A 22,097-nucleotide genomic window follows, 5' to 3' on the forward strand; every position below is an offset into this window, starting at 1 on the left:
TATTATTTATATAATAAATAACATATATTCAAGTGGTCTTTCTCCTAAAATAAAAATATGTTATTATATAACGTGAGAATAGCACGAGAAGTTATTCAATTTAAGAAGATCAAGTAACGCGTCAGTCTGTAATCTACCTTTGAGTCTGGCACTAATTACTTCTAATTACTTAAAATCAACTCTATTCATGCAATTACATCTCAATATGCTGTGAGTTGGTTTAAATCTGTGGTTTTACATACCGCACTTAAATGAAGAACGCTGTAAACTCTTTTTTAGAGTATTTAACGGAACAAGAAATTTAAACGTCTCTATATAAATTAAAGGAAATTTTTTATGAGCAGATATAGTGAATATCTAAAAGAGATTGAAGAAAGAAAAGGTCAAGAACTTCATGCGAAGCCGATTGACTGTGCTGAATTATTAAGCGAAGTTATTACGCAAATCAAGGATTTAGATAATGAGCATCGCGAAGACTCTCTTAATTTCTTTATTTATAATGTATTGCCAGGGACCACTAGTGCAGCTGGCGTAAAAGCTAAATTTTTAAAGGAAATTATTCTTGGTGAATCTAGCGTAAAAGAAATTTCGTCTACTTTTGCTTTCGAGCAGTTATCACACATGAAAGGTGGACCCTCTGTCAAGGTTCTGTTGGATTTGGCATTGGGTGATAATCCTGCTATTACAAGTGAAGCAGAAAAGGTGTTAAAGACCCAAGTGTTCCTCTATGAAGCGGATATGGAGCGTCTAAAAGAAGCCTTTGAAAGTGGTAATGAAACTGCTAAAAATATTCTTGAAAGTTATGCTCAAGCTGAATTCTTCACTAAACTACCGGAGATAGAAGAAGAGATTGAAGTTGTTACTTTTGTCGCTGGAATAGGAGATATCTCTACAGATTTGCTTTCGCCCGGTAGTGATGCACATTCTAGATCAGATCGTGAGTTACATGGTCAGTGTATGTTTGAGCACAATAAAGAGAAACAAAATGAGCTATTGGCTCTACAAAAAGCACATCCTGGTAAGAGAGTCATGTTACTTGCCGAGAAGGGGACTATGGGAGTAGGTTCTTCAAGGATGTCAGGTGTAAATAACGTAGCACTTTGGATCGGGAAATCTGCAAGCCCATATGTTCCGTTTATCAATATTGCTCCGGTAGTAGCGGGTACAAATGGTATTTCTCCTATATTCCTTACTACTGTTGGTGTAACAGGAGGTATTGGTTTAGATCTCAAAAATTGGGTAAAAAAATACGATGAAGATGGCAATCTAGTAGAGAAAGATGGAGAACCAGTTTTAGAGCAAGCATATTCTGTTGATACAGGTACAGTTCTCACGATCAATACTAAGACCAAAAAACTGTATAATGGTGATCAAGAATTAATGGATATTTCTTCTGCTTTTACTCCTCAGAAAGTGGAATTCATGAAAGCTGGAGGCTCATACGCAATTGTATTTGGTAAGAAACTTCAGACATTCGCAGCAAAAACACTAGGAATCGAAATGCCACCTGTATTTGCTCCTTCGCAGGAAATCTCTCACGAAGGACAAGGTCTTACAGCAGTAGAAAAAATATTTAATAAAAATGCCGTTGGAACTTCAGGTGCAACATTACATGCCGGTTCATATGTTCGTGCAGAAGTGAATATTGTTGGTTCTCAGGATACCACAGGTCTTATGACTTCTCAGGAACTCGAAATGATGGCCGCAACAGTGATTTCACCAATTGTTGATGGAGCTTACCAGTCTGGCTGTCACACAGCTTCCGTGTGGGATGTGAAAGCGCAAAAAAATACTCCAAGATTGATGAAGTTTATGAATGATTTTGGTCTTATTACTGGTCGCGACCCGCAAGGGAAATATCATGCGATGACCGATGTTATACACAAGGTACTCAATGATCTTACAGTAGACGATTGGTCAGTGATCATCGGTGGTGACTCTCATACAAGAATGTCAAAGGGTGTTGCTTTCGGAGCCGACTCTGGAACTGTTGCACTTGCGCTTGCTACAGGAGAGGCCTCGATGCCAATCCCTGAATCTGTGAAAGTGACTTTCAAAGGAGAAATGAAAGATTACATGGATTTCCGCGATGTTGTACATGCTACACAATCCCAGATGCTCAAAAAGTTTAGTGGAGAAAATGTATTTCAAGGCAGAGTCATTGAAGTTCATATAGGAACACTACCTTCTGATCAGGCTTTCACCTTTACAGACTGGACAGCAGAGATGAAAGCGAAAGCATCTATCTGTATTTCTCAAGATGATACTCTCATCGAATCACTTGAAATCGCAAAGGGTAGAATTCAGATAATGATCGATAAGGGCATGGATAATGATAAGCAAGTCCTTCAAGGTCTAATTGATAGAGCAAATAAAAGAATTGATGAGATTAAATCAGGTGAAAAGCCTCCATTGGCTCCTGATGAGAATGCCAAATACTATGCGGAATTTGTGGTTGATTTAGGCATCATTGATGAGCCAATGATTGCAGATCCTGATGTTAATAATGATGATGTATCCAAACGTTACACTCATGATACCATTAGAGAGCTTTCTTTTTATAAGGGAGAGAAGCACGTAGACCTTGGTTTTGTAGGATCTTGCATGGTTCACAAAGGAGATGTCAAGATTGTTGCCAAAATGCTAAAAAATTTAGAGGAACAGTCTGGAAAAGTGGAGTTTAAGGCACCTCTAGTAGTTACAGCTCCAACCTATAATATCATTGATGAACTCAAAGAGGAAGGGGACTGGGAAGTGTTACAAAAATACTCCGGTTTTGAGTTTGATGATGCTGCTCCTAAACTTAATGCTCGTACAGAGTATGACAATATCTTGTATCTTGAAAGACCAGGTTGTAATCTGTGTATGGGTAATCAAGAAAAAGCGGAAAAAGGTGATACCGTAATGTCTACTTCTACGCGTTTATTTCAAGGTAGAGTTGTAAAAGATTCAGATCGTAAGAAAGGAGAATCATTACTTGCGTCAACACCTGTCGTGGTTCTTTCTGCTATTCTTGGTAGAACACCTACAATTGATGAATATAGAGCTGCTATAAAAGGTATTGAATTAACTAAATTTGCACCTCCTTTGAAGCAATTAACCTCCCCATCTCATCTAATTTCTTATTAGTTTTTTGAGTATCAATTGGGTAATGGTTCAAACAATAAATTCACTATTGTTAGTAGGCTAGAGATAGTCGAAGTAGATGACTACCAAAACGATGGAATTTTGAAACAGTCCTTTGTTAGCTAGCTAAATCTTAATCAAAATGACAAAAGCCGCAGAAAAATAACTGCGGCTTTTGTTTTTATTTAAGGCTTATTGGCAGTCCAAATAATGCAGAGACGAAACTCGTCAGTTTTGAGACCTCCGTCGGGATAATTGTCGAGGCGTAACGCTAAACATCCAAATTTTTCAGCGACCCGTATGTTAAGTATAAGCGAAATAGCGGATCCTCGTAACAACCACACAGGACGCTTTTGTGTATTTGTGGTTATTACGAGTCTGGCATCTTAAGTGAAGTAGACCTTTATCTACCTTAGAAACTGGTGAAAAAATGATCTACCACAAGCCTGGCATCTTAAGTGAAATTTCTTCCTCATTATATTTCCTTTATTATTAGTAACTTCCGTTTCTAATTTTGTCAATAGTTAAGTGATGTTAAATGAGAAATAGACTTTCAACCTTTATCTACCTTAAAATTACCTCTGGAGTTGTAAAGTGAGAATAAATATAAACAAAAACGGTTTTACACTAACAAAATTAATTCTTCTACTGGCAATCATTATGTTTAGCGTAATTACAGTTTTGTTCCTTTTAAAACAATCTTTTAAACAAACAGTTCAAAGTTCACGCCATATTGCTTGTAAAAACCATATATCGTATTTTGGAAGAGCACTAAATCTTTATCTTTTAGATTATGGTAGACAAGTCCATTATCCTCAAAAGAACGGACAAGGATTTATTACAGTGCTATACCATACTAAAATTATTATAGATCCCAAAAAATATCTTTGCCCTGAATCTGGCGATATCAACACAGCACTAGAAATACAAACAGCGCCTGATCTTGGTGATACTGATGGACCTGTGAGCTATGCAGGACGCAAAAATGCTAATCAGAATATTTATCCTGGTATTTTTCGACCGACAGAAGAGACTACAACAACTCCAATTATCTCTGATGATATTGGCCAACCATCTAATCATGAAAATGGTACAATGATGATTTACTTATTTTTAGACACCCATATGGATTGGGTGAGAAACAAAAACGGTAAATTTCCATTTTTAGATGTTCTTACAAATTAAGATATACATGTTCTCAAACATAACATATATCTGTTTAACTAGAATAGAAAACTACGAGTAACAGCTTTAAACCTTTCTGATGGTAAGTTGAAGTAAATGCTATCGGAGTAAGAGAAGTCTTGAATTTATCGATGCATACAACCAAGACCCTTTTAGATGGACAAAACCGCCGATGAAATTCTTAATCGTGTTTCTAATTTTTGTCAAAGAACTATTGATCATAATCACTAATTTATCAAGGAACTTCTGTTACATACTACTAGGGGCTGTTTGCAAACTCCCTTCTAACCTAAAATTGTATCTTTTAAACTCTAAGAGGATAGACAAATGGAAAAAAAATTTATCTATTGGTTACTGTTTGTTTTTGTACTACCTGTTTTTGCTCAGGAGAGTATAAAAAGCGCTATCGATGAAATAATCGCAAAGGAAAAGACAGAAGAAAACACTCTACTTCGTTTAAAACAAATAGACCCTAATTTAGATGACAGCCTTTCCTATCTTGCCGAGCTTATGGCAAAAAAAGAGACAGCAAAACAAGCGATTCGTGTGTTGAAAAAAATAGATCCTCATTGGAACAAAACAAATGCTGTAAAAAAGATTGTTCCACAGTTAGCGGCCAATTTTAAAGCAGCAGACGATTACAAGACAAGAACTTTGTTTTGCGAATGCCTGGGAGAAATTGGGTGTGGAGCATATGAGGCCATACCAGAATTGGTTTTCGCTCGTGTAACTCGTCGAGGAGTGTGGGACCCACCAACAGGTAGTACACTTGAAAAAATAGAACCACAGTGGCACAAACTACCCATAGCAAGGCAAACGATGTTACAAGCTTTAAAATCAACTCCATACGATTTTTTTACCAGCGTAGATCACATGATACGTGAGATGTATTACATTGATCCAAACTGGCCAAATGCAGCGGATGTTCGCGATGCCATCCCTGATATTGTTAGAGGTTTGAAAGTCACACAGGAAGGTTGTGCTAGAACAGCTATAAAACTTCTCAAAACAATAGATCCCAAATGGGCAGAATTACAAGTAAAAAATTCAATGCCAGACTCGTTTAATTCAATGCCAGACTCGTAATAACTTAATGCCAGACTCGTTTAATTCAATGCCAGACTCGTAATAACTTAAAACGTAATAATCATCCAAGATAAGACAAAAGTTGCCAGACTCGTTTAATTCAATGCCAGACTCGTAATAACTTAAAACGTAATAATCATCCAAGATAAGACAAAAGTTGTAGTGGCAATAATTTAAAAAATTCAATGCCAGACTCGTTTAATTCAATGCCAGACTCGTAATAACTTAATGCCAGACTCGTTTAATTCAATGCCAGACTCGTAATAACTTAAAACGTAATAATCATCCAAGATAAGACAAAAGTTGTAGTGGCAATAATTTAATTCAATGCCAGACTCGTAATAACTTAAAACGTAATAATTATCCAAGATAAGACAAAAGTTGTAGTGGCAATAAAAAATGATGCAAAACAAAAATTATTAGCGCGAAAAAAATTGCAATTTAGATAGATAAATGTGAAGCGTTTTTCTCACTTGAGAAATGGAAACAGATTTTCCTTGTAGACTATCATGTAGAAAATATAGGCTAGTAAATGAGTCAAAACCTAGGTTTTAAATTTCCTTAAACAAGATGTACTGCGATCCAAAGTGTAGCTTTTACGTTTCTGGTAGTATTTATGAGATGTATACTTACTGATAATTTCTTTTATAAAAGACTCTGAGCCAAAAACCAAACCATAAGTAATTTGTGGTTGTTTGACCAGTAAACCTCTTTCTCTCATTCTTTCTTTCATCATTGCAACATACTTTTCCTGCCTTTGCTTTATAGTCTTACCAAGGTTCATATAAATTTCGTGATAGTCAATATTGATAAGGCCTTTATCTGTTGCATGTTGACTATAGCTGCTCCATTTCCACTCTTTTGGATGCTTCGTAACTTTGTTCCTCGTCATGTTAAGTTCAATGTAAAATATACAATTAAGTAGCTGAGTCTCCGAGTCAATAATTGTTGAATAAAACCTTCCGCCCCAAAAATGCCCTGTACGCTTGTGTCTACGGTTGTAGTTCTTTGCGTACTCACCATTGATATATTGCATTATCTTTGACAGATTGTCTTCTACTGGAGTTGATATTAACAAATGGGTGTGGTTGCTGGTTATGCAGTAAGCGTGTAGCTTAAAAGAGTATTTTTCGCGGGCTTTTTCTATTACCTTTAAATATTCTATGAAGTCCTCATCTTCTTTAAAATAGAAGTTTTTATTATTACATCTTGTTGTTATATGAAATAAACCATTGATCATTGATATTCTCACTGGGCGCATTTGTTTTCCTTTATAAAATAACTTTATTTAACTATATTATTCTATAAGTTCGTTTGACAAAACACACTACAGCCACCATCTTTATTTGGAGTAAGTTACTAATAAAGATCAACTTACTGCTTTTTACTTCTCTTTATTTGTTGAACTTGACACCGATATTGAACCAACTAAGGAAGGCGATTGAAAATAATATACAGAATTTTACACAGAAATTTCATTCATTAACTAGGCATTTTTAACACGCATAGCCGCAGTGAAGAATAACGACGTTGATGGATAAAATAGCACGTGAAATGGTAAATTATTTTCAGCCGCCTCCCTTAGACAAATATTTAAAATTTGCAATGGGTTATAAGCCAAAGCTCATCTAAAATTTCTCAATATCTATTTTTACTTTTTCTTTCTTGGCATTACTGTTCCACCTGCACTAATAAAATCCATCACTTCATAGCGATCAAACTCTGTAACATTTACATTTACTCGATCTTTTCCTACACTAATAAAATCCATTATTTCATAACGATCAAATTCTTGATCAACTGTGACTGTTCCACCTACACTAATAAAATCCATCACTTCATAGCGATCAAATTTTGAGACATTTACATTTACTCGATCTTTTCCTACACTAATAAAATCCATTATTTCATAACGATCAAATTCTTGATCAACTGTGACTGTTCCACCTGCACGAATAAAACCCATCACTTTATAGCGATCAAATTCTGAGACATTTACATTTACTCGATCTTTTCCTGCACTAATAAAATCCATTATTGCATAACGATCAAATTCTTGATCAACTGTGACTGTTCCACCTACACTAATAAAATCCATCACTTCATAGCGATCAAATCCCGAGACATTTACATTTACTCGATCTTTTCCTGCACTAATAAAATCCATTATTTCATAACGATCAAATTCTTGATCAACTGTGACTGTTCCACCTGCACGAATAAAATCCATCACTTTATAGCAATCAAATTCTGAGACATTTACATTTACTCTATCTTTTCCTGCACTAATAAAATCCATTATTTCATGATATTCGCTGGCTAATAAAGATGAAAGAAATAAAAGATAAAAAAAGCTAGAGTATATCTTGTTTTTCACTTGTATATCCTTAATGAGAGATAATCACTTTTCAATTGCAATGACAAAATTGCTTGTACTATTAGAAATCATAATTGTTGGGTCAGTTATTTAAATCGTCTGACAGCTTTACATATCTAGCTCCACCAATCAAACCATCATCGCCCACTTTCCCCCTGACTGTACCTCTAAAAAGATACCATAAATTTTGATCCAATGCAAAGTTTGGATGGAATTGGATAGATTTTGCAAAAGTTCAAAGCAAAATTCAATGCCAGACTCGTTTAATTCACTCGAATCCAACAAGCATATTTACAAAATAAACTCTTCTCTTCTTGGGAAATGGGAATATTGTCAGGTATAAGTAATGTTTCCCTAATTTCTTGCAACAAAATCGTTGCAAATAGATCCTTTGCCGTTTTCATTCTCTGATAAATTCGATCTTCCACCTTTTTCTTTTCTATGTTGCTACATTCCTCGGAGATTTCATTAAAAAAAACGGCTAAGTCAAAAGCCGTCTTTTTATTATTTTCTTTAGAGAAAAATTTATACTGGAACATACGAAACATAATTTTATCTGTGGATCGATCTTGATCCTTTAATTTTACAAGGGTAGAATTCATCAGTGTTTCAACATAGTCAATTTCGAAATCTAACTCTGTAGTGTCATGAGAAAAGTTAGCCTCCATTACTTTAGGATCTAAAAAAACAGTAGTATTTACATACATACTGACTTTCTTTTGAAAATATCGAGTAGCAATAGTAAACATCAAATTTCTCAATTTTCCTTTTTCAGGGTCAGCGCTGCGAAATATTTTTTTTCTATTTTCGAATACGTATGAGAAAAATTGAGCAAACATATCTTGAGCATAATTCTTATCGTAATATCCCATTTTCCTAAATTGTCGACTAAATAGATTTGTGATGGGACTTTGAAAACGTTGGAATATAGATAAAAGGGCTTCGTCACGCTCACTTATATTGTAGTTAGTCGTGCTTACTCCCGCTGTGATTACTTTAAGCCAATCTGTCTCTTTTTTCATATAAACCTCCCTTTCTACTAGTTTCTTACCTTGATAGTGAGCTTCAGCCGCGCCAGACTCATGTCGAATTTGGCATTTATAGATAATATAATGAACGAACAACGGATTCCTAATTGCACTTTATTTGTCAAAAATTACTTTTTCGTGTAAATAAAAACACAGCAAAAAAGGGAGTATCAATTTTAAATTCAATTAACTTTATCCAGATTAAAAACTAGGAAAGCGAAAACGCACAATGCAATATCCGAAGCTAGGTAAATAGCGCCTAAGTAAAATTCGGGTCAGAGCAAAATTCGGGTCATTATCCAGATTAAAACTAGGAAAGCGAAAACGCACAATACAATATCCGAAGCTAGGTAAATAGCGCCTAAGTAAAATTCGGGTCAGAGCAAAATTCGAAAATATCTGCCTCATCTTCAACAACAAGAATTTTTTCTGCTAACATTGTGATTTCTCCGTAGGAGTTAGGATATGGAATTCCTGTAAAAGCCATATTTTGCTGAAATGCATCTCGAATTACAAGAGAAATTGTCAAACATCTCAAAAATTTAACAAACACTTCTTTATTTTGTAAAACTTGCCACCAATTAAAATAGTGCTGAAAAATTCATAACTATGCCCATGATCTTAGCCATAATAACGATCATAACCAAACAACTACGATTTCTTTTTCAAGAAATACTTAAATATTCGGTCGCGGTCAGGGGCTACGATTAGAGAAGTAATCTTCTTTTACGCAGTGCATACTGGTAATGCATTTTTGCACTCACATAAAAATACGCTCAAAAGTCGTCTTAATTGCAACTGAGATAAGAAATTGTAAAAACGATAAGTACTTTAAAATTTTCCCTTTGCATCAGAAAGATTTGCCAAAGCCATTGCATCCTGAATTTGACGCTCTATAGTATTGATAGATAAAGCTCTCTTCAAAAAATATTTAGCTCCCTCAAATAAACTGATGTGGCCAATTTGTAAAACTTCATCACCTTCCTCGAAATTAATAATACTTTTATAATAATTATTAACATATTTTTGTCGATGGAAAAAACGGAGGTCATCAGCCTCTTTTTGAAAAACAGTATTTTTGACACTACCACGGAAAACGAAATTCTTATCATCAAAATTTGCTTCAGCATCAATATGTATTTTCTTGCGATATTGATTATTTATTGTTTCTGCAATTTTTTTATGGGTTTCGCTTGGAGTAGTAAAAAAAGGAGAAGGATATATATCGCGGAAATATATGGAGCAATTCCCTAAACTACTGAGTACGCAAGCTACATTGCTAATCCATTGGCATCCAATTGGTCGATAAAACAATAAATATTTAACTAAGACTTTAGATGTCAATACGTGAGTTAAACCAAAACCTCTAGCTTGTGGAAGAACACAAGTCAAGCCTAAATGAAAAATAGACCCCATACCTGGGATTGGTAACAATACAGCCGAACAAAAACCAATTAATTTTCCTTTATCATTACGAGCAATAGTAATTACTTTATCCGATAATTCTTCTCGCGATCCAGAAATACATTGGTAATTCGGTAACTCATCAAAACAACAAGACGCAACTTCCTGTAACTCTGAGATTAGTTCTTGTAATTTTTCATCTGAATAGTTAAGTCCAGGACGGTACAAAAAATCAACTTTATATTTACGCATAGATAATCTCCTTCATAAAAATAGAACTGATATTTAAATTAGATGCCTGTCGTCAATTAATACATTCGTGAATGCGGCTCTAGTCGAGATCCTAATCACAACCGAATATGCCAAGTGTTTCTTAAAAAGAAATCGTAGTTGTCAGGAACATAGTTTTTGTCTCTAGTACCAAAATCAGAAAATACAAGGTATGCGATGCCCACATCGGCTAAAGCCGATTATTTCCCCACAGGAAGAGCTTACATATACCAAAAAGAACTGAAAAAACGCAACCTCAGTTTGAAGCACCGAAGTATAGATATTTCAAAGTTGCGCACTGACATATTTCAAAGTTGCGCACTGACATGTCATTTTTTCAGATTCAAAGAAACATACGTAAGTCCTCCTATGGGATAACAGTTGGGTGTACCAACAGGAGGACATCATAAACCATTGTAATTTCTATTTCTCAGAGTTAGCTACGTATTAATGTTCCAGAGTACTAGGCGTAGTTAGATTAATTGACGACAAAACCCAAATTAGTATAAAGCTATACAAATAGCGTTCTATATGCCTAAATGAGAATATATATTACTTATATTATTTAAAAATGAATTGGAGATTAAATTAACATAAAAAAAAGTTTAAATTTATGTATAAACTTTATTAAGAAATGATGAAGCTTAAGACAAAAGCTTCATCATTTCGGTCTCAGTGAGACTCAGAATTAGAGAATTAGTGTAAAACTCAATTTGGCAATTTGGTTGGTTAATTTGAAAGTCCAAGATAAACGCTGGGTAGTTGTTTCTCTTCCTCGATCATCAGCAAAAGTATTACTAGCTCGAGCTGTAGGAGATGAACAAAGTTCACACATTGGAAATCAAACCAGAGAATTAGTGTTACTAGCTCGAGCTGTAGGAGATGAACAAAGTTCACACATTGGAAATTAAACCAGAGAATTAGTGTTACTAGCTCGAGCTGTAGGAGATGAACAAAGTTCACACATTGGAAATTAAACCAGAGAATTAGTGTCAGACTCAGAATTCGTGTTAGACTCTGAATTAGTGTCAGACTCTGAATTCGTGTCAGACTCTGAATTCGTGTCAGACTCTGAATTCGTGTCAGACTCAATTCTCGTGTCAGCGGTAGCTAATGAAGCATTAGTTTTTTTTGATATGGAACTAGTATCTACCAATTTTTATTTATCTATATATAAAGTATAGACTTAACATCAAATATGGTTATCATACGAAACACTAGTTCCATAGAAGCAATAGCTAATGAAGCATTAGTTTTTTTGATATAGAACTAACTTCTACCCATTTTCATCTATCTATATATAAAATATAGACTTAAGATTAGATATGTTGTCATACGAAATACTAATTCGACAGAAGACTCAATTCTGGTGGCAGCATAACAAAATATTAGCTTTTTTAACTTCTACCCATTTTCATCTATCTATATATAAAATATAGACTTAAGATTAGATATGTTGTCATACGAAATACTAATTCGACAGAAGACTCAATTCTGGTGGCAGCATAACAAAATATTAGCTTTTTTGGGATAAAGTTAGAGGATTCGAGGAATAAAACAGGAGATTTGGATTATCAGAATTCGTGTCAGACTCAGAATTCGTCAGAATTCGTGTCAGACTCAGAATTCGTGTCAGACTCAGAATTCGTGTCAGACTCAGAATTCGTGTCAGGCTCAGAATTCTTCATGCCGGACTCAATTCTCATGTCGGACTCAATTCTCGTTGCCAATTTCAAGGCTCAGAATTCGTGTCAAGCTCAGAATTCGTGTCAGACTCAGAATTCGTGTCAGACTCAGAATTCGTGTCAGACTCAGAATTCGTGTCAGACTCAGAATTCGTGTCAGACTCGAATGTCATTCAGTTAAGCTTATGAGCGAGTAAAAATTAGGTATACAAAGGTAATTGAAAAAAGAAATCTTTCTTCCTAAAATGGTTAAATCAGAAAAAACAAAAACCAAGAAGGAAGAAAGAGATGAAATTATACAGAAGAAACGCCTTTGAAAAAATAGAAAAAAAATTTGCAGAAGAACAAGGGCTTACCATTCATAAAACTACTAAGAAAAAATTTAATAGAAGAAGTGATAAAAGAAGAGAAAATCAAGTATCGAAGTAGAGTATTTACACCAGCAATAACATTGTGGGCATTTCTATCGCAAATATTATCAGATAACAATAGTTGTGAGGAAACGGCGGGAAGAGTGAGGGCATTTTTTACGAAACAAAATAAGAAAATGAGTTCAATATGCGCAAGCGCTTACTGTCAAGCAAGGCAAAGGCTACCTAAAAATTTGATATCGAAATTAGTGAGTAAAGTTGTCGCAGAAACGAGGGAAGAACTACCAAAAGAAAGATTATGGAGAGGACGGCGAGTAGCGATAGTTGATGGCAGTTGTATCAATGCACCAGATACAATTAAGAATCAAGAAATGTATCCTCAAATCAAAAGCCAAAAAGAAGGTTGTGGCTTCCCAATTATCAGAATAGCAGTGGCTTTTTGCTTAGCAACAGGAATGGTAATTAAAATTCGTTTTGCCAATTATTCTATTCATGAAAGAGTTTTATTTCGCCGTTTATATGAAAACCTTGAACAAGGAACAGTTGTTTTAGGTGACAGAGGATGTTGTTCTTATTGTGATTCTGCCTACCTTCAATATCTTTATAAGCATGATTTTGTTTTTCGTGTTAGAGGTAAAGCCAATACTCGCTTAGCAAATACTACTTATATTGTTGAAAAACAAGAAATAAAAAAATGGCATCGCCCTAAGAGACTACCTGATTGGGTTGAAATGCCATATTTAATTCCTGAATCAATGGAAGTTCGCCTTGTTCAGTACAAAGTTAATACTCCTGGCTTTCGTTCCAAAGAGTTTATCATAGTCACTTCTCTACTTGATTTTGACGCATATACTTTTGGAGATATTGCGCAGTTGTACTTTCTTCGATGGAATGCAGAGCTTTATCTACGTACTTTGAAAACTAATATGTGCATGGAAAAACTAAAAGGCAAAACGCCTGATATATTGTATAAAGAAATCTATGCCTATGTTTTAGCCTACAACCTTATCCGTCTTGTTGTTTTTCATACTGCTGTTGCACACAACCATATTCTTTATTTAGTTAGTTTTAGGCATTCTCAATACTCAATTCTTTCTTGCAAAAAATTCAATGCCAGACTCGTTTAATTCAATGCCAGACCACTCACAGCAAAATGTACTCATAAAAAATTCAATGCCAGACTCGTTTAATTCAATGCCAGACTCGTAATAACTTAAAACGTAATAATCATCCAAGATAAGACAAAAGTTGTAGTGGCAATAAAAAATGATGCAAAACAAAAATTATTAGCGCGAAAAAAATTGCAATTTAGATAGATAAATGTGAAGCGTTTTTCTCACTTGAGAAATGGAAACAGATTTTCCTTGTAGACTATCATGTAGAAAATATAGGCTAGTAAATGAGTCAAAACCTAGGTTTTAAATTTCCTTAAACAAGATGTACTGCGATCCAAAGTGTAGCTTTTACGTTTCTGGTAGTATTTATGAGATGTATACTTACTGATAATTTCTTTTATAAAAGACTCTGAGCCAAAAACCAAACCATAAGTAATTTGTGGTTGTTTGACCAGTAAACCTCTTTCTCTCATTCTTTCTTTCATCATTGCAACATACTTTTCCTGCCTTTGCTTTATAGTCTTACCAAGGTTCATATAAATTTCGTGATAGTCAATATTGATAAGACCTTTACCTGTTGCATGTTGATTATAGCTGCTCCATTTCCACTCTTTTGGGTGCTTTGTAACTTTGTTCCTTGTCATGTTAAGTTCAATATAAAATATTGTATTAAGTAGCTGACTTTCCGAGTCAATGATCGTTGAATAGAACCTCTCGCCCCAAAAATGTCCTGTGCGTTTGTGTCTACGGTTGTAGTTCTTTGCATACTCACCATTGATATATTGCATTATCTTTGACAGATTGTCTTCTACTGGAGTTGATATTAACAAATGGGTGTGGTTGCTGGTTATGCAGTAAGCGTGTAGCTTAAAAGAGTATTTTTCGCGGGCTTTTTCTATTACCTTTAAATATTCTATGAAGTCCTCATCTTCTTTAAAATAGAAGTTTTTATTATCACATCTTGTTGTTATATGAAATAAACCATTGATCATTGATATTCTCACTGGGCGCATTTGTTTTCCTTTATAAAATAACTTTATTTAACTATATTATTCTATAAGTTCGTTTGACAAAACACACTACAGCCACCATCTTTATTTGGAGTAAGTTACTAATAAAGATCAACTTACTGCTTTTTACTTCTCTTTATTTGTTGAGCTTGACACCGATATTGAACCTATGCTTTTCGCCAGCTCTACCTCAGACCAAGGAGGAACAGTTCCGTTAAACAATTTCATGTCACCACCATCGCGTAAAGTAGCTATGCGCATTGTTTTATTTTTGTAAACGGCTTGGAGATCCAACATCCAACCAGTTGTATCTCCATCCCAAATAGCTTGAATAGCGACAGGCTTTTTCTCTAAAGATTTTATTTTTTCAATAATTTCCGACTTCGATAACATTCAAGCTCCTATCATTACGAAGAAATCATAATTATACTACGCAGATAGACTATATAAGAAAAGTGACAAGTCTGATATTGTATACTAGTACTTTGATATATTGACACGTTTTTGAGTGACACGTTTTTGAGTGACACGTTTTTGAGTGCGCATGACACGTTTTTGAGTCTGACACGTTTTTGTTTGGCTAATGTATACTAGTACTTTGATATATTGACACGTTTTTGAGTGCGCATGACACGTTTTTGAGTGCGCATGACACGTTTTTGAGTGCGCATGACACGTTTTTGAGTCTGACACGTTCACGTTTTTGAGTCTGACACGTTTTTGATTGACATGACACGTTTTTGAGTCTGACACGTTTAGGGACACGTTTAGGCACGTTTTTACACGTTTTGGCTAATGTATACTAGTACTTTGATATATTGACACGTTTTTGAGTCTGACACGTTTAGGGATACGTTTAGGACACGTTTTTGAGTCTGACACGTTTTGACCTTGGTTAGTGCTGGATCTCTGATTAAATCAGGGATGGCACTTAATTGATGACACCCCTAATCAAAATAAAACAAAAGCCGCGGTTATTTTCTGCGGCTTTTGTTTTATTTAAAGCTTATTGCGCCTTTTAATCACCTACTTAATTTCGGTTACAGCACTTCCTATTTACCAGCAATGTTTATAACTCTTCCTTTTAAAGTGAGAGTTATCTCATCATCTTCTATCTGGATACAGTCATTGTTTTCAAGTTTGCCAAGTGTTTTTTTGATAGTACCTCCAGAAAGTTTCGAATATTTCTTTTCTAGTTCAGCAACTGTAACATTGTTTTCCTTTTGGTGTTGGCAAAAACGTAAAAACTCTAGATCGCGATATGAAACACCGCTATTGCCAATCGCATGTATAGCATTTCCTTCGCGATAAGCTAAATTCAAAAAATTTAGAAAATTTACCAAAGAGTAGATTTCACTACCAGTATTGTTAAAGTAAGTTTGAATTTCCATTCTTTTTCCAGAAAATTCAATTTCTTGGACCGCTGTGTGTCTTCGCGGAATACCTTCTCGGTCTTTGTAGTTAGTAATAAGCTCTTCAATTAAAAGTTTCGTTGCCTCATTAGCTACCGCTGACACGTTTTTGAGTCTGACACGTTTTTGCGCTTTGTCTTGCTTTACTTTGGAGACAAGATATAATTTAGGTAAAGCAAAATCTTAATGTTAGAAAAAGAAGTGGTAACAAACTATGACAAAAATAATTATTCAAGACCGGTATCAGATCCAAAAGGAAGCAGAAAGTATTTCGGACTATACACGAAGTTTTATCGCACGCGATTTAGAATCTGCAAATAGCGTACTTATTGAAATATTTACCAAAACTGTAATAAAAAAAACTGCATTAGAGGGATATTTGGATGCCCAAATAAAATTACAGCATCCGAATATTTTTAAAATTGACAATTGGGGAGTTCATAATGGACTTTACTATTTTGTATCAGAGTACTCAAGAAAGGTTACTCTGTCTGCCATAGTTTCTAGCGGAAAATGTGTTCTTCCCAGAAAGGCACAACAGTTAGCAATACAGATCTTAAAAGCTCTGGAATACACACATAGTTTGAATATCGCCCACAAGAGTATATCATTAAGTAATATTCTTATCACAGAGAATAAAGAGATTAAGGTTCGCGGTTTTTTTGAATATGATTTTTTAAAAACATTAAAGGAAAATATTTTCACATTTTCAGGAAGTACGGTTTATATGTCTTATGAAACTCTACTTGAAGGACATCGAACACAAGCAAATGATATATATTCGCTTGGGATATTAATGTATTTTTGCCTTTGTAAACACTATCCTTTTCAAGGTTCTTTTCAAGAGACCCTTGCTCAAAAAAGAGAAGACAGTTATATGCGCTTACAAGAACATAATCCACAATTGTCTTCTCCACTAGTAAAAATCATAGAAAAAGCTATGCATATTGATCCAAAAGAACGATATACCGCGACGGAGATGATAAAAGAACTAAAATCTTTAGATAAGTCTTTGTAAAGAGCATAAAGATACAATCTAATTGACACGTTTTTGAGTGCGCATGACACGTTTTTGCGTTTTGAGTCTGACACGTTTTTGAGTCTGACACGTTTTTGCACGTTTTTGAGACATTCTATATTTCCGAAATCTGTCTGGTATTTTTTGTTTGGAAGACCAAATAGTAGTTCTACTTCTTTTTGACGTTGTCCAAACTTCAAAGAATAAACACCAAAACCAATTTTTATATCCATGCCACTCTATTCTCTGTAAAAAATTACAATAATCGCAATAAATTAAAATTATTATAATATGCTCAAAGCAAAATTACTATTGAATGTAAAATACCCCGATGGAAAATCTCTTTGAATTTCTCTAGTTTTTTCTGGATCTCTACTTTATTTTCTTTTATTATTTTTTCTATACACAGTATTTTTCATCCTTTGCTTTTTCGCGAAGCAAGGATATCATTTTTATACGATGCAACTCTTTTTTATTTTCAATTTCATTCCCCCTTTTATTATATACCTCTTAGAGTAATACTGACTAAACACCTTAACATAGAAGATATCGGCATGGTTAGCGATCTAATTATAAGAATAATATAAGGAAAAGTATTGGGTATGGATTGCTGATGAATTCGTCAAAGAAAAATAGAGTAGGAGAGTACAGTTATGTTAGAAAAAAAAGGCGGTATTTTTATCTCTTATCGTAGAGTAGATACTGAATATATTGCTGGCCGTATTTATGATAAATTGATAGAGCTTTTTGGAACAGATTTAGTTTTTTTCGATGTGGAAAAAATACAACCAGGAAGAAATTTTATAAAATGCTTAAAAGAGGTATTAAACGAATGTGAGACCTTTGTTCCCTTAATTGGTACAGATTGGCTCTGTCAAAATAAAAACGGAGATGTGCGTCTTCACGACGAAAACGATAACGTGCGCATGGAAATACGGACAGCTTTGGAAAGAAATATTCGTATTATTCCCATACTTCTAAAAGGAGCTCAAATGCCAAGTGCAGAAAAGCTTCCTAGCGATATCAAAGAAATTAGTATCAAGCAAGCCATTACAATAAAACCTGACCCATATTTTCACGATGGCACATTAATATTAATTAATGCCATTAAGGAACGACATCGATTTTACCTAGACTTAACAAAAATAGAGGCTGTTGTAAAAATATTTCCAGAGTGCTTTTTTCTCCAAACTCCAATTGGCAAAATTTTAAAAGCAAATTATTATGGTAATTGTAAAAATGGTGTTCCTCATGGTAATGGAAGCTGCACTTTCTTATGTGATGATAGTTGGTATCACTACGAAGGAGAATGGAAAGAAGGATGTTTTTACGGTAAGGGAGAATTAAAAAAAGATAGCGGAGAAACTTACAACGGTATATTTTGCAATTGGGCTAAAGAAGGTGATGGTGTATTTACTAAAATTTTAGAAGGCTCACCAGAAGGAAAATATGAAGGCGAATGGAAAAGTAACAGAAAGCACGGGAAAGGAGTTCAATATACTCCTACAGGTTGTAAATATGTAGGACAATTTAAAGAAGGTGTGCGTCACGGATATGGTATAGAATACGGTCCAGAAGGTGAAGTGTGGAATAGTGGAACATGGAAAAATGGACGTATTATAAAAGATTAAGACCTAATCCTCTAAGAGGAATTAACATGTTTAGCCGTAGATGTCAACATAGTGCGAAATGCTGGTGCAAATAGCGAAAAGTAAACATTGAATATCAGTGCCAGGCTCAGTACAAATATTACAAATATCGGTGCCAGGCTCAGCAAACCACTACACATGAGTCTGGCATGTTAAGTTTATTAAATGGCCCTGACCAAAATTTGTAATGGGTTATGAGCCAAAGCTCATCTAAAATTTATCAATATCTATTTTTACTTTTTCTTTCTTGGCATTACTGTTCCACCTGCACTAATAAAATCCATCACTTCATAGCGATCAAACTCTGTAACATTTACATTTACTCGATCTTTTCCTGCACTAATAAAATCCATTATTTCATAACGATCAAATTCTTGATCAACTGTGACTGTTCCACCTGCACTAATAAAATCCATCACTTCATAGCGATCAAATTCTGAGACATTTACATTTACTCGATCTTTTCCTGCACTAATAAAATCCATTATTTCATAACGATCAAATTCTTGATCAACTGTGACTGTTCCACCTGCACTAATAAAATCCATCACTTCATAGCGATCAAATTCTGAGACATTTACATTTACTCGATCTTTTCCTGCACTAATAAAATCCATTATTTCATAACGATCAAATTCTTGATCAACTGTGACTGTTCCACCTGCACTAATAAAATCCATCACTTTATAGCGATCAAATTCCGAGACATTTACATTTACTCGATCTTTTCCTGCACTAATAAAATCCATTATTTCATAACGATCAAATTCTTGATCAACTGTGACTGTTCCACCTGCACTAATAAAATCCATCACTTTATAGCGATCAAATTCTGAGACATTTACATTTACTCGATCTTTTCCTGCACTAATAAAATCCATTATTTCATGATATTCGCTGGCTAATAAAGATGAAAGAAATAAAAGATAAAAAAAGGTAGAGTGTATCTTGTTTTTCACTTGTATATCCTTAATGAGAGATAATCACTTTTCAGTTGCAATGACAAAATTGCTTGTACTATTAGAAATCATAATTGTTGGATCAGTTCTTTAAATCGTCTGACAGCTTTACATATCTAGCTCCACCAATCAAGCCATCATCGCCCACTTTCCCCCTGACTGTACCTATAAAAGGGTACCATAAATTTTGATCCAATGCAAAGTTTGGATGGAATTGGATAGATTTTGCAAAAGCGTTAAATCAATTTTTTCTGTACTATTAAAATTTGGAGATCAAGCATTAGTATTGGTTTCAGCAAAGATTCCTCAGAAAAAGTCATCTTTGCATTGCAATTTGAATAACATCTCCATTTTCCAATGCGCGAAAGACAACTCTTTTTCCGTTTATCTGAATTCCATTTGCGAAATTCAAATCCTCTAAGAAAATACTTTTTTCATCTTTATAAACTTGGGCGTGTCAACGTGAAATAGATTCATCTAATAGTACAACGTCATTCTCCTAAATTTCATTTACTCGAATCCAACAAGCATATTTACAAAATAAACTCTTCTCTTCTTGGGAAATGGGAATATTGTCAGGTATAAGTAATGTTTCCCTAATTTCTTGCAACAAAATCGTTGCAAATAGATCCTTTGCCGTTTTCATTCTCTGATAAATTCGATCTTCCACCTTTTTCTTTTCTATGTTGCTACATTCCTCGGAGATTTCATTAAAAAAAACGGCTAAGTCAAAAGCCGTCTTTTTATTATTTTCTTTAGAGAAAAATTTATACTGGAACATACGAAACATAATTTTATCTGTGGATCGATCTTGATCCTTTAATTTTACAAGGGTAGAATTCATCAGTGTTTCAACATAGTCAATTTCGAAATCTAACTCTGTAGTGTCATGAGAAAAGTTAGCCTCCATTACTTTAGGATCTAAAAAAACAGTAGTATTTACATACATACTGACTTTCTTTTGAAAATATCGAGTAGCAATAGTAAACATCAAATTTCTCAATTTTCCTTTTTCAGGGTCAGCGCTGCGAAATATTTTTTTTCTATTTTCGAATACGTATGAGAAAAATTGAGCAAACATATCTTGAGCATAATTCTTATCGTAATATCCCATTTTCCTAAATTGTCGACTAAATAGATTTGTGATGGGACTTTGAAAACGTTGGAATATAGATAAAAGGGCTTCGTCACGCTCACTTATATTGTAGTTAGTCGTGCTTACTCCCGCTGTGATTACTTTAAGCCAATCTGTCTCTTTTTTCATATAAACCTCCCTTTCTACTAGTTTCTTACCTTGATAGTGAAAATCCTGAGAGATTTTTTTATTTTTTTTAAAAATTTATTAGGGCGTGTTCATCACTTAGACCTTATTTAAGGTCTACAAATATCGGTGAATATCGGTGCCAGGCTCGAATGTCCAAATATCGGTGAATATCGGTGCCAGGCTCGAATGTCATTCAGTTAAGGCTGTAATTAAGTAAATACAAAGTATATAGGAGTAATTGAAAAAGGAAACCTTTCTTCCTAAAATGGTTAAACCAAAAATAAAGAACATAAACCACAATAAGGAAGAAAGAGATGAGATTATATCGAAGAAATGAATTTAGAAAAATAGAAAAAAATTTGCAGAAGAACTATAGTGCTAACGTTTGTCACCCATACCATGTCAGAATAATTGATATCTAAATCTTTAAGTAGATATGGATATTTCTTGTGATTCTTTCTTGGCACTACTTTAACGTTCCAAGCATCATTGGTATTGCAAGAGGTCCGAGAGGTATAAACAGAATAGCCCGCATAACATCACCGGGAGCGCTCAGTACTTCTCCAACAACTTTTACAGGAGCCGTTATGTACGAAAAAGCACTTTTTGCACCATCTGCCAAGCTTGTTTCTTTTTCTTTTGGTTTCTCCATGTAAAAGCTCCCTTCTACGACATTTACGGTGTCAGGGATTAGAGGAGTAGTAATACCCGTAATTTTAATTTCGTGATAGCAAGAGATTCCTTCCCCCCATAAACACTCTCGTATTTTTTTGGGATAATTTTTGAAAGAATATAGGTACTCTTTACCTTCTTCAACAGGACCGTCATAACTCTCTTCAGAAGAAAATTCATCCCCATAGTCTGAAAGCAAAATTAAAGAGCTGTTTTTTAAAACAATAGAACACTCTTTGTAGTTTTTAAAAGTAAGCCAAACCTTTAAGAGTTTCTCTTTTTTGTAATGCGATACTTTTACAACATTAGCGTAACCACCTACATATTCTTCTTGAGTCAGATGACCTGGGTTGTCTGTGCTTATGTTTTTAGATGAACATGAACATGAACATAGTAAGAAAAATGTAGTAAACAAAACGTAATATATTCTCATGCTAATTACTCCTTGGTTAGGTTTGTGTGTTTC

At 34.4% G+C, this 22,097-nt stretch carries 18 protein-coding genes and 1 pseudogene; 7 read left to right on the forward strand and 12 right to left on the reverse strand.

Translation table 11 applies throughout. The annotated features are described in order from the left end of the window. The first annotated feature begins 336 nt into the window (after positions 1-336). The 3 genes from UABHE_RS31135 to UABHE_RS31145 all read left to right on the forward strand — a co-directional run bounded on the left by UABHE_RS31135 (position 337) and on the right by UABHE_RS31145 (position 5,397). Complete coding sequence (locus UABHE_RS31135) at positions 337-3,129, forward strand: bifunctional aconitate hydratase 2/2-methylisocitrate dehydratase (protein ID WP_372367324.1); 2,793 nt, start codon at positions 337-339, stop codon at positions 3,127-3,129. A gap of 591 nt (positions 3,130-3,720) precedes the next feature. Beyond that, a complete protein-coding gene (locus UABHE_RS31140) occupies positions 3,721-4,311 on the forward strand; it encodes a type II secretion system protein (RefSeq protein ID WP_372367325.1) in 591 nt (196 codons plus the stop codon). 327 nt (positions 4,312-4,638) lie between these two features. After that, positions 4,639-5,397, forward strand: coding sequence for a hypothetical protein (locus UABHE_RS31145; RefSeq protein WP_372367326.1), 759 nt, complete (start codon positions 4,639-4,641; stop codon positions 5,395-5,397). Positions 5,398-5,941: 544 nt separating this feature from the next. On the opposite strand, the gene UABHE_RS31150 is transcribed toward UABHE_RS31145, so the two are convergent. The 5 genes from UABHE_RS31150 to UABHE_RS31170 form a co-directional block, all read right to left on the reverse strand. Further along, positions 5,942-6,658: a transposase gene (locus UABHE_RS31150; protein WP_372367327.1), complete on the reverse strand. Its 717-nt coding sequence runs from the start codon at positions 6,656-6,658 to the stop codon at positions 5,942-5,944. A 390-nt stretch (positions 6,659-7,048) separates the two neighbouring features. Then, positions 7,049-7,774, reverse strand: coding sequence for a hypothetical protein (locus UABHE_RS31155; RefSeq protein ID WP_372367328.1), 726 nt, complete (start codon positions 7,772-7,774; stop codon positions 7,049-7,051). 263 nt (positions 7,775-8,037) lie between these two features. Next, positions 8,038-8,796 carry a hypothetical protein gene (locus tag UABHE_RS31160; RefSeq protein WP_372367329.1) on the reverse strand — a complete coding sequence of 253 codons (759 nt, stop codon included), beginning with the start codon at positions 8,794-8,796 and terminating at the stop codon, positions 8,038-8,040. A 367-nt stretch (positions 8,797-9,163) separates the two neighbouring features. Next, positions 9,164-9,331, reverse strand: a complete 168-nt coding sequence (locus UABHE_RS31165) for a hypothetical protein (protein ID WP_372367330.1) — start codon at positions 9,329-9,331, stop codon at positions 9,164-9,166. 302 nt (positions 9,332-9,633) lie between these two features. Beyond that, positions 9,634-10,458 (reverse strand): hypothetical protein, encoded by an 825-nt coding sequence (locus tag UABHE_RS31170; RefSeq protein WP_372367331.1) that lies wholly within the window; start codon positions 10,456-10,458, stop codon positions 9,634-9,636. 743 nt (positions 10,459-11,201) lie between these two features. Between UABHE_RS31170 and UABHE_RS31175 the strand changes: the two genes are divergently transcribed. After that, a complete protein-coding gene (locus UABHE_RS31175) occupies positions 11,202-11,387 on the forward strand; it encodes a hypothetical protein (RefSeq protein ID WP_372367332.1) in 186 nt (61 codons plus the stop codon). A 1,108-nt stretch (positions 11,388-12,495) separates the two neighbouring features. Further along, entirely contained in the window at positions 12,496-13,659 is a 1,164-nt protein-coding gene (locus tag UABHE_RS31180) for an IS4 family transposase (RefSeq protein ID WP_372367333.1), read from the forward strand. A 284-nt stretch (positions 13,660-13,943) separates the two neighbouring features. Here UABHE_RS31180 and UABHE_RS31185 read toward each other — a convergent pair whose 3' ends face one another. The 3 genes from UABHE_RS31185 to UABHE_RS31195 form a co-directional block, all read right to left on the reverse strand. Further along, positions 13,944-14,660 (reverse strand): transposase, encoded by a 717-nt coding sequence (locus tag UABHE_RS31185; protein WP_372367334.1) that lies wholly within the window; start codon positions 14,658-14,660, stop codon positions 13,944-13,946. 123 nt (positions 14,661-14,783) lie between these two features. Further along, positions 14,784-15,050: a hypothetical protein gene (locus UABHE_RS31190; protein WP_372367335.1), complete on the reverse strand. Its 267-nt coding sequence runs from the start codon at positions 15,048-15,050 to the stop codon at positions 14,784-14,786. A gap of 659 nt (positions 15,051-15,709) precedes the next feature. Then, positions 15,710-16,174, reverse strand: coding sequence for a hypothetical protein (locus tag UABHE_RS31195; protein WP_372367336.1), 465 nt, complete (start codon positions 16,172-16,174; stop codon positions 15,710-15,712). Positions 16,175-16,283: 109 nt separating this feature from the next. Between UABHE_RS31195 and UABHE_RS31200 the strand changes: the two genes are divergently transcribed. Together UABHE_RS31200 and UABHE_RS31205 are read left to right on the forward strand one after the other, a co-directional pair. After that, positions 16,284-17,087 carry a serine/threonine-protein kinase gene (locus UABHE_RS31200; RefSeq protein WP_372367337.1) on the forward strand — a complete coding sequence of 268 codons (804 nt, stop codon included), beginning with the start codon at positions 16,284-16,286 and terminating at the stop codon, positions 17,085-17,087. Positions 17,088-17,740: 653 nt separating this feature from the next. Next, positions 17,741-18,718, forward strand: a complete 978-nt coding sequence (locus UABHE_RS31205; protein ID WP_372367338.1) for a TIR domain-containing protein — start codon at positions 17,741-17,743, stop codon at positions 18,716-18,718. A gap of 251 nt (positions 18,719-18,969) precedes the next feature. Here the strand turns inward: UABHE_RS31205 and UABHE_RS31210 are convergent, their stop codons facing one another. The 4 genes and pseudogenes from UABHE_RS31210 to UABHE_RS31225 form a co-directional block, all read right to left on the reverse strand. Then, positions 18,970-19,695 carry a hypothetical protein gene (locus tag UABHE_RS31210; RefSeq protein ID WP_372367339.1) on the reverse strand — a complete coding sequence of 242 codons (726 nt, stop codon included), beginning with the start codon at positions 19,693-19,695 and terminating at the stop codon, positions 18,970-18,972. Positions 19,696-20,011: 316 nt separating this feature from the next. Further along, a pseudogene (locus tag UABHE_RS31215) lies at positions 20,012-20,140 on the reverse strand (FHA domain-containing protein); the annotation flags it as partial. A 54-nt stretch (positions 20,141-20,194) separates the two neighbouring features. After that, positions 20,195-20,959, reverse strand: a complete 765-nt coding sequence (locus UABHE_RS31220) for a hypothetical protein (protein WP_372367340.1) — start codon at positions 20,957-20,959, stop codon at positions 20,195-20,197. Between the two features lie 466 nt (positions 20,960-21,425). Next, on the reverse strand, positions 21,426-22,064 hold the full coding sequence (locus UABHE_RS31225) for a hypothetical protein (protein ID WP_372367342.1): 639 nt from the start codon (positions 22,062-22,064) through the stop codon (positions 21,426-21,428). Positions 22,065-22,097 lie beyond the last annotated feature (33 nt).

It is taken from the genome of Candidatus Uabimicrobium helgolandensis (genome assembly GCF_041508025.1).
Taxonomy (GTDB): Bacteria; Planctomycetota; Uabimicrobiia; order Uabimicrobiales; family Uabimicrobiaceae; genus Uabimicrobium; species Uabimicrobium helgolandensis.

What these genes read in the sequence shown, in the direction of transcription:
- UABHE_RS31135 (WP_372367324.1), top strand. Translation starts at nt 337, where the DNA reads ATGAGCAGATATAGTGAATATCTAAAAGAGATTGAAGAAAGAAAAGGT.
- UABHE_RS31145 (WP_372367326.1), top strand. Translation starts at nt 4,639, where the DNA reads ATGGAAAAAAAATTTATCTATTGGTTACTGTTTGTTTTTGTACTACCT.
- UABHE_RS31150 (WP_372367327.1), bottom strand. Translation starts at nt 6,658, where the DNA reads ATGCGCCCAGTGAGAATATCAATGATCAATGGTTTATTTCATATAACA.
- UABHE_RS31160 (WP_372367329.1), bottom strand. Translation starts at nt 8,796, where the DNA reads ATGAAAAAAGAGACAGATTGGCTTAAAGTAATCACAGCGGGAGTAAGC.
- UABHE_RS31170 (WP_372367331.1), bottom strand. Translation starts at nt 10,458, where the DNA reads ATGCGTAAATATAAAGTTGATTTTTTGTACCGTCCTGGACTTAACTAT.
- UABHE_RS31185 (WP_372367334.1), bottom strand. Translation starts at nt 14,660, where the DNA reads ATGCGCCCAGTGAGAATATCAATGATCAATGGTTTATTTCATATAACA.
- UABHE_RS31190 (WP_372367335.1), bottom strand. Translation starts at nt 15,050, where the DNA reads ATGTTATCGAAGTCGGAAATTATTGAAAAAATAAAATCTTTAGAGAAA.
- UABHE_RS31200 (WP_372367337.1), top strand. Translation starts at nt 16,284, where the DNA reads ATGACAAAAATAATTATTCAAGACCGGTATCAGATCCAAAAGGAAGCA.
- UABHE_RS31205 (WP_372367338.1), top strand. Translation starts at nt 17,741, where the DNA reads ATGTTAGAAAAAAAAGGCGGTATTTTTATCTCTTATCGTAGAGTAGAT.
- UABHE_RS31220 (WP_372367340.1), bottom strand. Translation starts at nt 20,959, where the DNA reads ATGAAAAAAGAGACAGATTGGCTTAAAGTAATCACAGCGGGAGTAAGC.
- UABHE_RS31225 (WP_372367342.1), bottom strand. Translation starts at nt 22,064, where the DNA reads ATGAGAATATATTACGTTTTGTTTACTACATTTTTCTTACTATGTTCA.